Origin of the sequence: Pelagibius sp. (assembly GCF_965249265.1) — a bacterium.
Classification (GTDB): Bacteria; Pseudomonadota; Alphaproteobacteria; order Kiloniellales; family Kiloniellaceae; genus Pelagibius.
Map to the genome: position 1 here is coordinate 1,543,312 of NZ_OZ252224.1, position 14,208 is coordinate 1,557,519.

15 protein-coding genes are annotated in these 14,208 nt (G+C 65.0%); 10 read left to right on the top strand and 5 right to left on the bottom strand.

Translation table 11 applies throughout. The annotated features are described in order from the left end of the window. Positions 1-10: 10 nt before the first annotated feature. The gene (hutU, locus tag ACP146_RS07355) at positions 11-1,693 is read right to left on the bottom strand and encodes a urocanate hydratase (RefSeq protein ID WP_422366121.1); all 1,683 of its coding nucleotides are present in this window, start codon (positions 1,691-1,693) and stop codon (positions 11-13) included. Positions 1,694-1,778: 85 nt separating this feature from the next. Further along, on the bottom strand, positions 1,779-2,279 hold the full coding sequence (locus ACP146_RS07360; protein WP_422366122.1) for a hypothetical protein: 501 nt from the start codon (positions 2,277-2,279) through the stop codon (positions 1,779-1,781). Positions 2,280-2,437: 158 nt separating this feature from the next. Between ACP146_RS07360 and ACP146_RS07365 the strand changes: the two genes are divergently transcribed. The 3 genes from ACP146_RS07365 to ACP146_RS07375 all read left to right on the top strand — a co-directional run bounded on the left by ACP146_RS07365 (position 2,438) and on the right by ACP146_RS07375 (position 4,068). Next, positions 2,438-3,253, top strand: coding sequence for a formylglycine-generating enzyme family protein (locus tag ACP146_RS07365; protein WP_422366123.1), 816 nt, complete (start codon positions 2,438-2,440; stop codon positions 3,251-3,253). A gap of 71 nt (positions 3,254-3,324) precedes the next feature. After that, positions 3,325-3,618 (top strand): putative quinol monooxygenase, encoded by a 294-nt coding sequence (locus tag ACP146_RS07370; RefSeq protein WP_422366124.1) that lies wholly within the window; start codon positions 3,325-3,327, stop codon positions 3,616-3,618. 12 nt (positions 3,619-3,630) lie between these two features. Next, positions 3,631-4,068, top strand: a complete 438-nt coding sequence (locus ACP146_RS07375) for a MarR family transcriptional regulator (protein ID WP_422366125.1) — start codon at positions 3,631-3,633, stop codon at positions 4,066-4,068. Between the two features lie 66 nt (positions 4,069-4,134). Here the strand turns inward: ACP146_RS07375 and hutC are convergent, their stop codons facing one another. Next, positions 4,135-4,881 carry a histidine utilization repressor gene (gene hutC, locus ACP146_RS07380; protein WP_422366126.1) on the bottom strand — a complete coding sequence of 249 codons (747 nt, stop codon included), beginning with the start codon at positions 4,879-4,881 and terminating at the stop codon, positions 4,135-4,137. Positions 4,882-5,033: 152 nt separating this feature from the next. Here hutC and hutG point away from each other — a divergent pair, with 152 nt between their 5' ends. Beyond that, on the top strand, positions 5,034-5,843 hold the full coding sequence (gene hutG / locus ACP146_RS07385) for an N-formylglutamate deformylase (RefSeq protein WP_422366127.1): 810 nt from the start codon (positions 5,034-5,036) through the stop codon (positions 5,841-5,843). A gap of 170 nt (positions 5,844-6,013) precedes the next feature. On the opposite strand, the gene hutI is transcribed toward hutG, so the two are convergent. Beyond that, positions 6,014-7,252, bottom strand: a complete 1,239-nt coding sequence (gene hutI / locus ACP146_RS07390) for an imidazolonepropionase (protein ID WP_422366128.1) — start codon at positions 7,250-7,252, stop codon at positions 6,014-6,016. A gap of 142 nt (positions 7,253-7,394) precedes the next feature. On the opposite strand from hutI, the gene ACP146_RS07395 reads away from it, so the two are divergent. From ACP146_RS07395 to ACP146_RS07420, 6 genes are all read left to right on the top strand, one after another. Next, positions 7,395-8,786: a formimidoylglutamate deiminase gene (locus ACP146_RS07395; protein WP_422366129.1), complete on the top strand. Its 1,392-nt coding sequence runs from the start codon at positions 7,395-7,397 to the stop codon at positions 8,784-8,786. A 240-nt stretch (positions 8,787-9,026) separates the two neighbouring features. Further along, a complete protein-coding gene (locus ACP146_RS07400) occupies positions 9,027-10,382 on the top strand; it encodes an IS4 family transposase (RefSeq protein ID WP_422364713.1) in 1,356 nt (451 codons plus the stop codon). Positions 10,383-10,555: 173 nt separating this feature from the next. Next, positions 10,556-10,927 carry an ArsR/SmtB family transcription factor gene (locus ACP146_RS07405; protein WP_422366130.1) on the top strand — a complete coding sequence of 124 codons (372 nt, stop codon included), beginning with the start codon at positions 10,556-10,558 and terminating at the stop codon, positions 10,925-10,927. After that, positions 10,924-11,430 (top strand): SRPBCC family protein, encoded by a 507-nt coding sequence (locus ACP146_RS07410; protein WP_425032388.1) that lies wholly within the window; start codon positions 10,924-10,926, stop codon positions 11,428-11,430. Before ACP146_RS07405 ends, ACP146_RS07410 begins: the two co-directional genes overlap by 4 nt. A gap of 4 nt (positions 11,431-11,434) precedes the next feature. Next, a complete protein-coding gene (locus tag ACP146_RS07415) occupies positions 11,435-11,905 on the top strand; it encodes an SRPBCC family protein (protein ID WP_422366132.1) in 471 nt (156 codons plus the stop codon). A 28-nt stretch (positions 11,906-11,933) separates the two neighbouring features. Then, on the top strand, positions 11,934-12,662 hold the full coding sequence (locus tag ACP146_RS07420) for a DUF899 domain-containing protein (RefSeq protein ID WP_422366133.1): 729 nt from the start codon (positions 11,934-11,936) through the stop codon (positions 12,660-12,662). Positions 12,663-12,797: 135 nt separating this feature from the next. Here ACP146_RS07420 and ACP146_RS07425 read toward each other — a convergent pair whose 3' ends face one another. Next, positions 12,798-14,132, bottom strand: a complete 1,335-nt coding sequence (locus ACP146_RS07425; RefSeq protein WP_422366134.1) for an NAD(P)/FAD-dependent oxidoreductase — start codon at positions 14,130-14,132, stop codon at positions 12,798-12,800. Positions 14,133-14,208 lie beyond the last annotated feature (76 nt).

Sequence of the window (14,208 nt, forward strand, 5' to 3'; positions counted from 1 at the left end):
GTGCCTTGCTTCAGTCCAGCATCGGCAGGTTGAGGCCCTGTTCCCGGGCACAGTCCTTGGCGATTTCGTAACCGGCATCGGCATGGCGCATGACACCGGTGGCCGGGTCGTTCCACAGTACCCGGCCGACGCGTGCGGCGGCGGCATCGCTGCCGTCGCAGACGACGACCATGCCGGAGTGTTGCGAGTAGCCCATGCCGACCCCGCCGCCGTGGTGCAGCGACACCCAGGTCGCACCGCTGGCGGTGTTCAGGAGCGCATTCAGCAGCGGCCAGTCGGAAACGGCGTCGGAGCCGTCCATCATGCCCTCGGTCTCGCGGTTGGGGCTGGCGACGGAGCCGGAGTCCAAGTGGTCGCGGCCGATGACGATGGGCGCAGAGACTTCCCCGCTGGCCACCATCTCGTTGAAGGCGAGTCCCAGACGGTGGCGCTGGCCGAGACCGACCCAGCAGATCCGCGCCGGCAGGCCCTGGAACTGAATGCGCTCGCGCGCCATGTCCAGCCAGTTGTGGAGATGCGGATCGTCGGGAATCATCTCCTTCACTTTGGCATCGGTTTTGTAGATATCCTCCGGATCGCCGGACAGCGCCGCCCAGCGGAAGGGGCCGATGCCGCGGCAGAAGAGGGGGCGGATATAGGCCGGCACGAAGCCGGGAAAGTCGAAGGCATGCTCGACGCCCATGTCCTGGGCCATCTGGCGGATGTTGTTGCCGTAGTCCAGCGTTGGGATGCCCTGGGCGTGGAAGTCCAGCATGGCGCGGACCTGCATGGCCATGGATTCCTTGGCCGCCTTCACCACCGCTTGAGGATTGGCGGCCTTCTCGCGTTCCCAGTGTTCCAGGCTCCAGCCGGCTGGCAGATAGCCGTTCAGCGGATCGTGGGCCGAGGTCTGGTCGGTCACGGCATCCGGGCGGATGCCCTGTTTCACCATCTCCGGAAACACCTCCGCGGCGTTGCCGAGCAACCCGACCGAAACCGCTTCGCCCTTGGCCTTGGCCTCTTCGATGATCGCCAGCGCTTCCTCCAAAGTGTCGGCGCGGCGGTCGAGATAACCGGTCTTCAGGCGCATCTCGATGCGGCTCGGCTGGCACTCTACCGCCAGCATGGAGGCCCCGGCCATGGTCGCCGCCAGGGGCTGCGCGCCGCCCATGCCGCCGAGCCCGCCGGTCAGAATCCATCGGCCTTTCAGGTCCCCGCCGTAGTGCTGGCGCCCGACCTCGACAAAGGTTTCGTAGGTGCCCTGGACGATGCCCTGGCTACCGATATAGATCCAGGACCCGGCGGTCATCTGGCCGTACATCATCAGGCCGACCTTATCGAGCTTGTTGAAATGCTCCCAGTCGGCCCAGTGCGGCACCAGGTTGGAGTTGGCGATCAGCACCCGCGGTGCATCGGCATGGGTCTTGAACACCCCCACCGGCTTGCCGGACTGCACCAGCAGCGTCTCGTCCTCGTTCAGCCCCTCCAGGCTGGAGACGATGGTGTCGAAGGACTTCCAGTCCCGCGCCGCCCGGCCGATGCCGCCGTAGACCACCAGTTCCTCGGGCTTTTCCGCCACCTCGGGATCGAGGTTGTTCATCAGCATGCGCAGCGGCGCTTCGGTCAGCCAGGATTTGGCGGAAAGCGCGCTGCCGTGGGGGCTGCGGATGACGCGGGCATTGTCACGGCGCGACGAAGCGGCGGTTTCGGACATGGCAGGTAAACTCCGGATCAGGACCAAAGTTGTATATACAACTTTCGCCGGAGAGTCGACGGGCTAGGGCAAAGCTGTCCCGGAACTAGCCGCTGCGGGTGCAAGTCCGCGAGAGGATCGCGACCCATTCGTTGTCGACTTCGGCTTCCCAGAGGGCCTCGAAGCGGTCGTTGCCGTTGAAGCGGATTTCCTCGCGCACCGCTCCGGCGTTGCCGAGGATGAAGCGCATCGCGCCCTCCAGTTTCAGGTGATCGGCGCTTTCTTCGACCAGTTGCATCTCCACCGTGGCGTCATAGGACAGCAGGCGGCGCAGGGCGAGGGGGGCGGTGCCGCTGTCCAGCCAGACGTCGAGCATCGCGGCGCCGTTGTCCTCGACCATCTCGCCGACCAGCCAGCCGTTGCGGAGGCGGTAATCCAACGTCATCGTAAGGGCGGCGTCGTTTTCCCGGCCCTCGCAGGTCCACTGGCCAACCAGCTTTGTCGCGAGCGGTGCGGTTTCGGCCGCCGCGAGGGTCCCTGAGTTGCTCAGGAACAAGAAGGCCGCGAGGGCGGGGGTGATGGATTTGAAGAGGGTTCTGGGTCGCAAGGTAAAGGCTCCAAACAACGGTTCATCGGCGACTCAGTCCGGATGTTCTAGGCGGTTCTGAAGCGAGCGTCCAGTTATCTGAATTGGTATGGCCGCTTGCGGCGGTCTGCACTCAAATGTGATTGGCACGGCAGGGCATGCGGTGTTGCACTTCACTTATGCTGCGCTTCATCGCCAATCTCTCTCTGCTGTGGGCCCTGACTGCCTGTACGGCCAACGCCGCTGCGGAGCCCGGGCTCGACCTTGTTACCATACCCGGCGGCAGCTTCGTGACCGGCGACGCGGGCGGCGATGCCAACGAGGTACGGCGCCGCGTCACCCTTGCGTCCTTCACCTTGATGCGCCGGGAGGTGACCAACGCCCAGTTTCACGCCTTCGTTGCCGAGACAGGTCATGTGACGAACGCCGAGCGGTCGGGTGGCGGCTATGTCTGGACGGACCGCTGGCGCCTGGTTGCCGGGGCCGACTGGCGGCATCCCCAGGGGCCGGGCTCCGGAATCGAAGGCCTGGACGCGCATCCCGTGGTGCAGGTCTCCGCCGGCGATGCGGAGGCCTTCTGCGCCCACCACGGCCTGCACCTGCCGGGCGAGGAAGCCTGGGCCTTCGCCGCCCGCGGGCCGCAGTCGCTGCGTTATGCCTGGGGGAACACGCCGCCGGTACAGGACGGAAAACAGCTTGTCGCCAATTTCGGCACAGAGTCTTGCTGTGCGCCCGACGGGAGCGACGGCTATCGCCGCACTGCCCCGGTGGGCAGCTTCCCCGCCGGGCGCTCGCCCTTCGATCTCGACGACATGGCGGGCAATGTCTGGGAATGGACGGCCAGTGCCTTTCCCAGCAGGCCGTCGCAGCGGGCGATCCGCGGCGGCGGCTGGGGCAACAACCCCTACTGCCTGCGCGCTGCCTATCGTCACGGCAATCCGCCGGACATCGGCCTCGACATGGTCGGCTTTCGCTGCGCCGGGTCCAACAACTGACACCGTCGGCCGTCTTGAACCGGCGCCCTCTGTTGTTATATAGTTATCATGATAATTATATGGAGTCCCTGATGACCGAACCCCTTTCGCTCTTTGCCCAGATCACGCCCAAGGCCCAGCATTTCGAAGCCGCCCGCGAAGCGGTTCTTGAGATCATTCCCGCGACGCTGGAGGAGGCGGGCTGCCGCGAGTTCGTGCTTCACGAGGCGCGGGACGGCAGCGGGAAGCTTTTTCTCTATGAAACCTGGGATGACGAGGTGGCGCTGGAGGCCCACTATGCCCAGCCCTACACGCGCTCGGTTCTGGAACGCTACAAGGACTGGCTGGCGGCGCCGGTGCAGGTCACCAAGCTGACACGCCTTTGAGGGCAGGGGCTCATGTTCTTCCTGAAGGACCTGCCGACCCAGGACATGCTGCAGGGTTACCAGGCGCGCTTTCCCGTTATGGACGCGCCGACGGTGGAAACGGCCTTGAAGCTGCTGCGGCGCGCAAGCCTGCTGCTGCGCGAACTGGACGCCTACTTTGCCGCACATCGCCTTTCCCAGACGCGCTTTTTGATCCTGGTGCTGCTCGACCGCGATCCGACGGTGGACGGGCTCTCGGTGACGGAGATCGCCGGCAAGCTGGATATCTCCAAGCCCATCGTCACCAATACTCTGAGGGCCCTGGCCGCCGACGGCCTGTTGAAGATCGTCACCAACGAAGACGACCTCAGAGCCCGCTGGGTCACGCTGACGGCGAGGGGACGAAAACGTCTGCACAAGGTTCTACCGGGCTACTTCGAGCTGATTCAGGACTTCATGGCACGGCCTTGAAGGGAAGGCAGCCCGCTCAATCACCAGACTCGCGTCCGGGAATCCCTGGGACTGTTGGGCGAAGCATCAGCGCGCCGTTTCCGCCGAGAAGCGTTCGCCGAGGCGGTAGCGGTCGCCGGGGTGGAGCAGGCGGGCCCAGGTGACTGGCCGCTTGCCCGACCAGGTGTGGCGGCGCAGCAGCAGACAGGGGGTGCCGGCGGTGATTTCCAGCAGCCGGCATTCTTCCTTGCTGGGCGCCACGGCCATGACGACATGCTCGGCCTCGCTGAGGGGCGCGGCCTGCATCAGGTAGTGGTTGGGGGTGATGGCGGTGAAATCCTGGTCCAGATAGGCGGGCGCCACCGCCGGGTTGACGATGCGATCCTCCAACTGGATCGGCAGGCCGTTTTCCCGATGCACGATGATCGAGTGAAACAGGGCTTCGCCGCGGCGCAGGCCGAGCAGCTTGGCTTCGAAAGCACGCGCCTTTTCCCGGCGCAGCAGACAGACCTCCGCCGTGTGCGCGTGACCGCGCTCGCGAATCTCATCGGCGATGTTGTGAATCGAGAGAATTTCCGACTGCGGCTTGGCCTGGGCGACGAAGGTGCCGGCGCCCTGCACCCGTTCCAGCCAGCCTTCTGCGGTAAGCTCCCGCAGCGCCCGGTGGACTGTCATGCGGCTGACGCCCAGGTCGCGGGTCAGTTCGTTCTCCGAGGGCACCCTTGCCGTCTCCGGCCAATCGCCGGCCTGAATGCGGCCCACGATGTGATCCTTCACCTGCCGATAGAGGGGCAGGTCGTCACGGGTTTTTGAACCGGAGGAGGAAGCAGGCATGGAACGCGGCGGTTTCCCGAGGTAGGTTTCTGAAAACACTAGCATCGCTTGGATGCTCAACTTGTATATACAAGGTGCGGGCCACTGGCCAGCCGGGCGAACTGGGCCCGCGATCGGAAACCACCTCTACGACCTATCTTCAAGGAATCCTCTTGGACCTCTTCGATTTCTCTTCAGGCTCTTTGCCGCTGCTGGTTTCCATGCCCCACAGCGGCACCCATATCCCGGCCGAGATGGCGGCGCGGATGACGGAAGCCGGCCTGGCGGTGCCGGACACCGACTGGCATATCCCGCGCCTCTATGATTTTCTCGGCGATCTCGATGTCTCGGTCATCCGGGCGAGCCACTCGCGCTATGTCGCCGACCTGAACCGCGCACCGGACGGGGCCGCGCTCTATGCAGGGGCCGACAATACGGAACTCTGTCCGACCACCACCTTCGACCGCCGGCCCATCTATCGCGAGGGCGAGGCGCCGACGGAAGCCGAGATCGCCGAGCGGCAGGCCTTCTATTGGCAGCCCTACCATGACCGCGTCGCCGACGAATTGGCGGCGATGAAATCAAAGCACGGCATCGCGCTGCTCTGGGATGCCCATTCGATCTGCAGCCACGTGCCGCGCTTCTTCGAGGGCCGCCTGCCGGATCTCAACCTGGGCACCGCTGACGGCGCATCGGCGGCGGGGGACCTGCTGGACATTCTCCGCGCCGTGGCGAGAGAGGCGGAGGCCGTCGGCTACAGCCACGCCGCCAACGGCCGCTTCAAGGGCGGCTACATCACCCGCCACTACGGCAAACCCGACGCCGGGATCCATGCGGTGCAGCTTGAGCTTTCCTGGGCCACCTACATGGACGAGGCACCGCCCTTCGACTTTCGCGAAGACCTGGCGGCCGGGGTGCGCCCGGTGCTCGCCGGCCTCGTCCAGACCATGCTGGCCTGGGCGGAGATGGAGGTCGACGCCTAACAGGCGGATCGGGTTCCCCCTCACCCCGACCCTCTCCCACAAGGGGAGAGGGAGAAACAAACAAGGCGCCTGTTGATAGACCCTCTCCCCTGGTGGGAGAGGGAGGGGCCCGCGAAGCGGGAGGGTGAGGGGGAATGCTGCGTTTCGCGCAGCGGCACAATCAGCCCGCGCTAGCCACCCTTCACGATCTTCCCGTCCTTCATCACCTGATGACAGGGGTTGAAACCGACGGCGTAGGCGAGCTGCGCCGGATGGTCGATGTCCCAGAGCACCAGATCGGCGGCTTTGCCGACCTCCAGCGTGCCATGGCTCGCCCCCATCCCCAGGGCCCGCGCGCCGTTGCGGGTGATCCCGGCCAGCGCTTCTTCCGGGGTCATGCGGAACAGGGTGCAGGCCATGTTCAGCATCAGCAGCAGGGAGGTGACGGGCGAGGAGCCGGGATTGCAGTCGCTGGCAAGAGCGATGGGCACACCCGCCTCGCGAAAGGCTGCCAGCGGCGGGAGCTGGGTTTCGCGCAGAAAGTAGAAGGCGCCGGGCAGCAGCACCGCGACGGCGCCACTGGCCGCCATGGCGCGCACGCCCTCGACGCTGGTGTATTCCAGATGGTCGGCGGAAAGGGCGCCGAAGCGGGCCGCCAGCGCCGCGCCGTGCAGGTCGGAAAGCTGGTCGGAGTGCAGCTTTACCGGCAGGCCGGCGGCCCGGGCGGCCTCGAAGACCCGCGCCACCTGTTCGGGGTAAAAGGCGATACGCTCGCAAAAAGCGTCCACCGCGTCGGCGAGGCCCGAGGCCGCGACCTCAGGCATCATGGCGATGACGGCGTCGATGTAGTCTTCCGGCCGGTTGTCGAATTCCGGCGGCAGGGCGTGGGCGCCGAGGAAGGTGGTCTTCACCGTTACCGGATGATTGTCGCCGAGCCGCCGGGCGACCCGCAGCATCTTCAGTTCGTGTTCCAGCGCCAGGCCGTAGCCGGACTTGATCTCGATGGTGGTCACCCCCTCGGCAAGGAAGGCCCGCAGTCGGGGCAGGGCGGCGGCATAGAGATCATCTTCGTCGGCCTTGCGGGTTTGGGCGACGGTGGAGCGGATGCCGCCGCCGGCGCGGGCGATTTCTTCATAGGAGGCACCCTCCAGGCGCAGCTCGAATTCCCGCGCGCGGTCGCCGCCGTAGACCATATGGGTGTGACAGTCGATCAGTCCCGGCGTGATCCAGCGGCCATCGCAGGGATGCACCGCCTTGGCCAAATTCTCAGCTGCGCCGGGCATCTCGGCCTCGGGGCCGAGCCAGACGATCTCGCCCCCGGCCACGGCGAGCGCCGCGCCCTCAATCGCCCCGTAAGGCGGGCTGCCGTTTGCCGCGTCGCCAAGCGTCATGGTGGCGAGACGGGCGCCGGTCCAGAGATGATCCCACATAGGCTGCTGCTTCCCCAGTTGACGGCGACAACGACTTACGGCGCGAAGACACCGCATCAGTTGTATATACAACCTGCCTGACTTACGCTTGCCTCTCTCATCACGCAAGCGCCGCCAATCGCTTTTTTCATAGCAGGACATGATGACCCGCCAAACGCTTTTCGCAGCAAACGCCCTGCTTCCCGACGGCTGGGCGGAGAATGTACGGCTTGAGGTTGATGCAGACGGGAACCTGGATCAGATAACGCGAGGGGCTGCGGTGGCCGACGCCACGCGTCTGGCCGGGGCGGTGCTGCCGGGCATGCCGAACCTGCACAGCCATGCGTTCCAGCGGGCCATGGCGGGCCTGGCCGAACATGTCGCGCCGGGCAGTTCGGGCGACGACTCCTTCTGGACCTGGCGGGAGGTGATGTACCGCTTCGTCGGCGCTCTGACGCCGGAACAGGTTCAGGCCATCGCCGCCCAGCTTTATGTCGAGATGCTGAAAGCCGGCTATACGGCGGTGGGCGAGTTTCACTATCTGCATCATGGCCCTGACGGCAGCCCTTACGACGATATCGCAGAGATGTCGCGGCGAACCATCGCGGCGGCAGGGACGACCGGTATCGGTATCACCCAGCTGCCGGTGCTCTATGGCTACGGCGGCTTCGGCGCTCAGAAAACGGGTGAAGGGCAACGGCGTTTTCTGAATGATCCCAACCATTTGCTGCGTATCGTTGAGGTGCTTAAGGATTCACATGAAGATGATCCCCAAGTGCGGATCGGCCTCGCCCCCCATTCCCTGCGTGCAGTCACGCTTGAGACTTTGGATGAAGTGGTAGCCGGGCTCACCGGCCTCGATCCGGCGGCGCCGATCCATCTCCATATCGCCGAGCAGGTGAAGGAGGTGGAGGACTGTCTGGCCTGGTCCGGCAGGCGGCCGGTCGAATGGCTGCTGGAGAATCACGCCCCGGACCGCCGCTGGTGTCTGATCCACGCGACCCATATGAGCGAAGCCGAGACGAAGGGGCTGGCTGCTTCCGGCGCGGTCGCCGGCCTTTGCCCGACGACGGAGGCCAATCTCGGCGACGGGCTCTTCCCGGCGGTGGACTTCCTTGCAGCCGGCGGGGCCTGGGGCATCGGCTCCGACAGCCACATCTCGGTCAGCCCGGTCGAAGAGCTACGCTGGTTCGAATACGGCGAGCGGCTGGCCAGGCGCAAGCGCAACGTGCTGGCCGGGGAGGGTGCCGATGCCTCCCTCGGTCATCGTCTCTACAGCGACGCCTTGGCCGGTGGCGCGCAGGCCCTCGGCCGTCCCATCGGTGCGTTGCAGGTGGGCAGGCGCGCCGACCTTGTGGTCCTCGATCCGGCGGTGCCGGCCCTCTCGGAGATGCCGGTCGAACGCCTGCTCGACGCGATGATCTTCGCCGGCAACCGCAACCCGGTGCGCGACGTCATGGTCGGCGGCGACTGGGTGGTCTGCGAAGGGTCGCACAGGGACGAGCGCAAGGTGCTGGAAGACTACCGCGCGGTGCTGCGGACTTTGTTGTCTTAGGCAAAAGGCGAGCGATACAGCGAAGGCGGCGCACACCGCTTCCCCCTCACCCAGCTTCGCCTAAACGCGATCTTTGATCCGTTAAGGCTGCGCAACCCTCTCCCACCAGGGGAGAGGGGGAATCAGATAAGGGGCCGGCAGTAGTTCCCTCTCCCCTTGAGGGCTACGGCATTCACGGAATTGCTTCTCTTTGAGGCGATGATGTGATTCAAGCAATCCAGGTTTTTTTGGGGGATCTGGATGGCTGGGTTTGGAGACGTGCGTGTTGCGGGTCGGTCGGAATGGATGATGGACCAGTTGGTGTCGAGCGGCAGTTGCGTATTGCGCAAGGTTGGTGGTGACCGGGCTGGTGAGATGGCGTGCCACCGGTTTTTGTCTTCGCCGCATTCCAGCGTTGCGGCGATCCTGTCCGGCCTTGCGGCCCGGACGGCGGCGGTGTGCGCGGGTCGGCATGTGATCTGCATCCAGGATACGAGCGAGATCAACTTCAAGAACCGCGCGGCCAACCGCCGGGGTTTTGGATGCGGGGCGGATGGCACGAGCCCGGCCTTTTTCCTGCACCCGCTGCTTGCGGTGGACGCCGAGGACGAGGCGGTGCTTGGCCTTGTGGGGGCCGAGATCTGGACCCGGCCGCCGGTCAAGGCGGGCGATCGTCGGCGGCGTGCGCCTTCGGACAAGGAGAGCGGTCGCTGGCTGTCCGGGGCGCGCTGCGCCGGCGAGGGTTTGGCCGGCGCCGCCAGCGTAACCGTGGTGGCCGACCGGGAAAGCGACGTCTACACGCTGTTTGCCGGCAAGCCCGAGGGCGTGGAGCTTGTGGTGCGGGCGCGCCACGACCGTGGCTTGGCGGACGGGGAGAACGAAGCAGACGGGGCGGATGGCCGCCGCCTGTTCGAGGCACTGGCGGCGGAACCTGCGCAAGGCCGGTCTGTCGTGAAGGTCGGCCCGCGTGGGCCGGGCGACAAGGGCCGCGAGGCCACGGTGGAACTGCGGGCACGCCGTGTGCGGATCGTCCGCCCCTCGAGGCTGAAGAAGGCGCATGCCGCAGAGATGGTCGAGATGACCGTCGTCGAAGCGCGCGAGCCCGATCCGCCGGCGGGCAAGGCGGCGCTGCACTGGCGTCTGCTGTCGTCGGCGGACATCGCGCCGCAGCGTGCGGTTCAGCTCTACCGCCTGCGCTGGCGCATCGAGCAGCTGTTCCGAACCTGCAAGAGCGACGGCCTGCGCTTCGACGAAACCCAGATGCACGATGCCGGGCGGCTGATGAAGTTCGCCGCCATGGCGCTCGGCGCGGCGGCCCGCATCATGCAACTGGTCGATGCCCGCGACGGCTCGCGCCGACCGGCGACGGACGCCCTCGACGCCGGCTTTCTGCCCGCACTCCAGGCGATCTCCAAGACGCTCGAAGGCAACACCGAGCGCCAGAAAAATCCGCATCCAGCCGACAGCCTCGCGTTCCTCGCCTGGGTCTGCGCCCGCCTCGGCGGATGGAACTGCTACTACAAACCGCCCGGACCAAAGACCATGAAAACCGGTTGGCAAACCCTCGCAGCACAACTCACCGGATTCGCACTCGCAACAAACATCGAAAATGTGTGAATCCCATAGCCCCTTGAGGGAGAGGGAGGGGCCCGCGTCAGCGGGAGGGTGAGGGGGCCCTGTCACGCCTGATTTCGCTCTTTGCCGATCGCTTAAACAGGAAGTGCCTTGACGGACATACCTATGGTCTGTATTTAACTGATCAGTTATTTAACAAGATGGTTTAGTTTACCATGCCTTCAGATGCCCTCAGCATGACCTTCGCCGCCTTGGCGGACCCGACCCGCCGGGCGATCCTGGCGCGGCTCTCCTCAGGCGCGGCGACGGTGAGCGAACTGGCCGAGCCTTTCGACATGAGCATGCCGGCAGTCTCCAAGCATCTGAAGGTGCTGGAGCGTGCCGGGCTGATCGGCCGCGGGCGCGAAGCCCAGTGGCGGCCCTGCCGCCTGGAGGCGGAGCCGATGAAGGAGGCCGTCGACTGGCTGGAGACCTACCGCCGCTTCTGGGAGGACAGCCTCGATAACCTGGATGCCTATCTGAAGGAATTACAGACTGCCGCGCCTGGTGATGAAAAGCCCGCAGTGGCCCCCAAAAGGAAGCGATGATGACCAAGCGCGCCGAGAGCCGGCAGTCCGACGATGCGTCAAGCGCCGTGCTGACCTTTACCCGCAACTTCGATGCACCGTGCAAACGTGTCTTCGATGCCTGGACAAATGCCGAGCAGCTCTCCAACTGGTTCTGTCCGGCCGGCTTCACGGTCGTTTCCTGCGCGGTCGATTTCCGGGTGGGCGGTGTTTTCGGCGTCGCCATGCGGTCATCCGATGGCAGGGTTTTTCGCTGGCACAACACCTATCGGGACATCGTCATACCGCAACGCCTCGCCTATGCCAGCTCAATCCTGGACGAGGCCGGCCGGCCGATCTTCGATGCCGTCACTTCGGTGACCTTTCGGGAACGCGATGGCGGGACACTGTTGATCGTCGAGTCCGCGGTCGAGAAGCTCCACGATCCGGCGGCGGCTGTTTTCGCCGACGCGATGGAACCGGGCTGGCGGGAGGGCTTGGGAAACCTCGCCGCCTTTCTGCATCGACAATCGAAGGAGGGCTGATTCCATGACACCACAAACTGCCGACACGCTGGCCGACGACTTTGTACTGTCCATCACCCGCAGATTGGAGGCGCCGCGCGAACTGGTTTTCAAGGTCTGGAGCCAGCCGGAGCACCTGGCCCGCTGGTGGGGACCGAAGGGCTTCACCCTGCCGTCCTGTCAGATGGACTTTCGCCCGGGCGGCGCCTTCCGCTTCACCATGCGCGGCGCCAATGGAAAAGATCACACTCTGCAGGGTGTTTATCGCGAAATTGTTCCGCCACAACGCCTGTCGTTTTCCTGGCGATGGGTCGACGAGGCGGAAGACTGTGCGGGGCCGGAAACCCAGGTAACGGTAACCCTGGAGAGCCAGGGCGACAAGACGTTGCTCACCCTGCATCAGGCGCGTTTCGATACCGTGAGCGCGCGGGATTCACACGGCGAGGGCTGGGGTGAGTCGTTGGATCGGCTCACCGACTACGTCGGTGGCTTGTGACGGCACAGGTGACAAAGGAGATCATATCATGGCACATCAAACCGTATCCCGCAGCGAATGGCTGGAGGCCCGCAAGGCGCATCTGGAAGCGGAAAAGGCCTTCACGCGGCAGCGCGACGTTTTGCTGGAGGCGCGCCGTGCCCTGCCTTGGGTCAAGGTTGAAGAGAACTACGTCTTCGAAGGACCGCAAGGGCCGGTCACGCTGGCCGACCTTTTCGACGGCCGCGGCCAGCTCATGATCCAGCACTTTATGTTCGGACCGGATTGGGAGGAGGGCTGCCCCAGTTGTTCCCTCATGGCCGATCACATTGACGGCGCCCGCCCGCATCTCGCCCAGGCCGGGCTTTCCTTCGCCGCCGTTGCGCGCGCGCCGATCGCCAGGATCGAGGCCTTCAGGCGACGCCTGGGCTGGGGTTTCCCCTGGGTCTCGTCACTCGCCAACGACTTTAACTTTGACTTCAATGTGTCGTTCAAGCCGGAGGCGCTCGACCGCGGCGAGGCCGTCTACAACTACCGGACCGCGCAGGGCGACATGGAGGAGCGGCAAGGCGTCTCCGTGTTCTGCAGAGACGAGACGGGCGGCATCTTCCACAGCTACTCCACCTATGCCCGCGGCGTGGAGAGCTTCATCGGCGCCTTCAATCTTCTCGACATGGTGCCCAAGGGGCGCAACGAGAAGACCATCATGGACTGGGTGCGCCACCACGACCGCTATGAAGATCAGAACTTCGCGGCGCAGCCCTCAGCGGCCGAATAGGAAACAAGAACCGGTGCTTTGAGCGCTGGGAGCAGCAGCTTTCTGGAGTTCCGATTGCAAGGTGGCGCGCAGCGGTTCCCCCTCCCTCTCCCCTGGTGGGAGAGGGAGGGTGAGGGGGGATCGCTGCGGCCGACCCTAGACCCAGGGGCAGTGGCTGTTGGAGGCGCCGAAGGTGCGACCTTGGGCAAAGCGCGAGAAGGCGAAGGGCTCCAGCTCTGCCACCCGGTTGTCGCCGGCCAGGATCTTTGCCACCAGCTTGCCGACGCCGGTCATTTTGAAGCCGTGGTTTGAATCGGCGATCATGTAGGCGTTGGGCATGATCCAGTCGAAGATCGGCACGTTGTCCGGCGTGAAGGCGCCGATGCCGCCGTTGGGCCGGTCCTTGAAGTTTTTCCGGTGGTTTTTGAAGCGCGGCATGAGATAGCCCATAGAGGCGGTCAGGTAGTCGGCGAACCAGTCGTCGGCCTGGTATTCCTCGTTGTCCCAGCCATAGGGATCGAGCTTTGCCTTGGGCCCGATCTTGATGGGGATGGTGCCGCCCTGCACGCCGGCACGCTCCATACGCTCCGCGCCGTTTTTCCAGTAGACGTAGAGATGGTCGGAAATCTCCGCACCGGTCTCTTCGTTCAGCACCGGGGTGTTCATCATCTCGACATGGAGGACCGGCGGATCGAGGTCGCGGTTGTCGCGGTAGGGCTCGTCGACATAAACCTCGCCTTCCAGAAGCCGCCAATAGGTCCACATGTCCAGGCTGTTGGCGCCGCCGTCGGGATACTTGGCCTCGATGGTATCGGGCTTGCCGAGCATTTCCCAATGCTTGCCGATCCAGGCGCCGTAGCAGAGCACCGCCACTTCGCAGGCGATGTCGCCCTGGTTGGTGTGCAGTTTGGAAATGCGGCCGTTGGTGACGTCGTAGCCGGTCACCTCAACGCCGGAGAGAATCTCGACGCCGTGTTGGGCGCACTTCTCGGCAAGGCCGGCGACGGCCTGCCGCGTACCGGCGTAGCCCGAAGGTTTTTCATGGAGCACGACGCCGACGTTCTCGGTATTGAAGTCCGGCCAGTAGCCTTTCAGGAAAGACTTTGCCTCCTTGCCGACATAAACGTCGGAACGGTAGTCGGCGGCGTTCTGGCTCTTGGTCATGCGTTCGTAATCGGCGATCTGGTTTTCTTCGCCGACGGAGATGTAGCCGACCTGCTGAAAGCCGAAGCGCACCGGATCTTCCATCCAGACATCGACGGAGTGGCGCAGGATCGGATGCAGCGCTTCGGTCATATAGAAGTTGCGCACGCAGCCGCAGGCGATGCCGGTGGCCCCGGCGCCGGGCGCCGTTTTGTCGAGTACGACGATGTCCTTGCCCGAGCCCTTGCCGCGGGCTTCGAGTTCCTTGGCCAGGTGCCAGGCGGTAGAGAGGCCGTGAACGCCGGCCCCGGCGATGACATAGGTTTTTGAATCCGGAAGTACGGTCATGGTGGTGTCCTTGTCAGGTCTGATCGACGGATCGTTCCCCCCTGGCGCCCACCTTGACCGTCTGGCCCGCTAGGAA

Coding starts and splice junctions, on each gene's coding strand:
- hutU (WP_422366121.1), bottom strand. CDS start 1,693: ATGTCCGAAACCGCCGCTTCGTCGCGCCGTGACAATGCCCGCGTCATC.
- ACP146_RS07365 (WP_422366123.1), top strand. CDS start 2,438: ATGCTGCGCTTCATCGCCAATCTCTCTCTGCTGTGGGCCCTGACTGCC.
- ACP146_RS07370 (WP_422366124.1), top strand. CDS start 3,325: ATGACCGAACCCCTTTCGCTCTTTGCCCAGATCACGCCCAAGGCCCAG.
- ACP146_RS07375 (WP_422366125.1), top strand. CDS start 3,631: ATGTTCTTCCTGAAGGACCTGCCGACCCAGGACATGCTGCAGGGTTAC.
- hutC (WP_422366126.1), bottom strand. CDS start 4,881: ATGCCTGCTTCCTCCTCCGGTTCAAAAACCCGTGACGACCTGCCCCTC.
- hutI (WP_422366128.1), bottom strand. CDS start 7,252: ATGTGGGATCATCTCTGGACCGGCGCCCGTCTCGCCACCATGACGCTT.
- ACP146_RS07395 (WP_422366129.1), top strand. CDS start 7,395: ATGACCCGCCAAACGCTTTTCGCAGCAAACGCCCTGCTTCCCGACGGC.
- ACP146_RS07400 (WP_422364713.1), top strand. CDS start 9,027: ATGGCTGGGTTTGGAGACGTGCGTGTTGCGGGTCGGTCGGAATGGATG.
- ACP146_RS07405 (WP_422366130.1), top strand. CDS start 10,556: ATGCCTTCAGATGCCCTCAGCATGACCTTCGCCGCCTTGGCGGACCCG.
- ACP146_RS07410 (WP_425032388.1), top strand. CDS start 10,924: ATGATGACCAAGCGCGCCGAGAGCCGGCAGTCCGACGATGCGTCAAGC.
- ACP146_RS07415 (WP_422366132.1), top strand. CDS start 11,435: ATGACACCACAAACTGCCGACACGCTGGCCGACGACTTTGTACTGTCC.
- ACP146_RS07420 (WP_422366133.1), top strand. CDS start 11,934: ATGGCACATCAAACCGTATCCCGCAGCGAATGGCTGGAGGCCCGCAAG.
- ACP146_RS07425 (WP_422366134.1), bottom strand. CDS start 14,132: ATGACCGTACTTCCGGATTCAAAAACCTATGTCATCGCCGGGGCCGGC.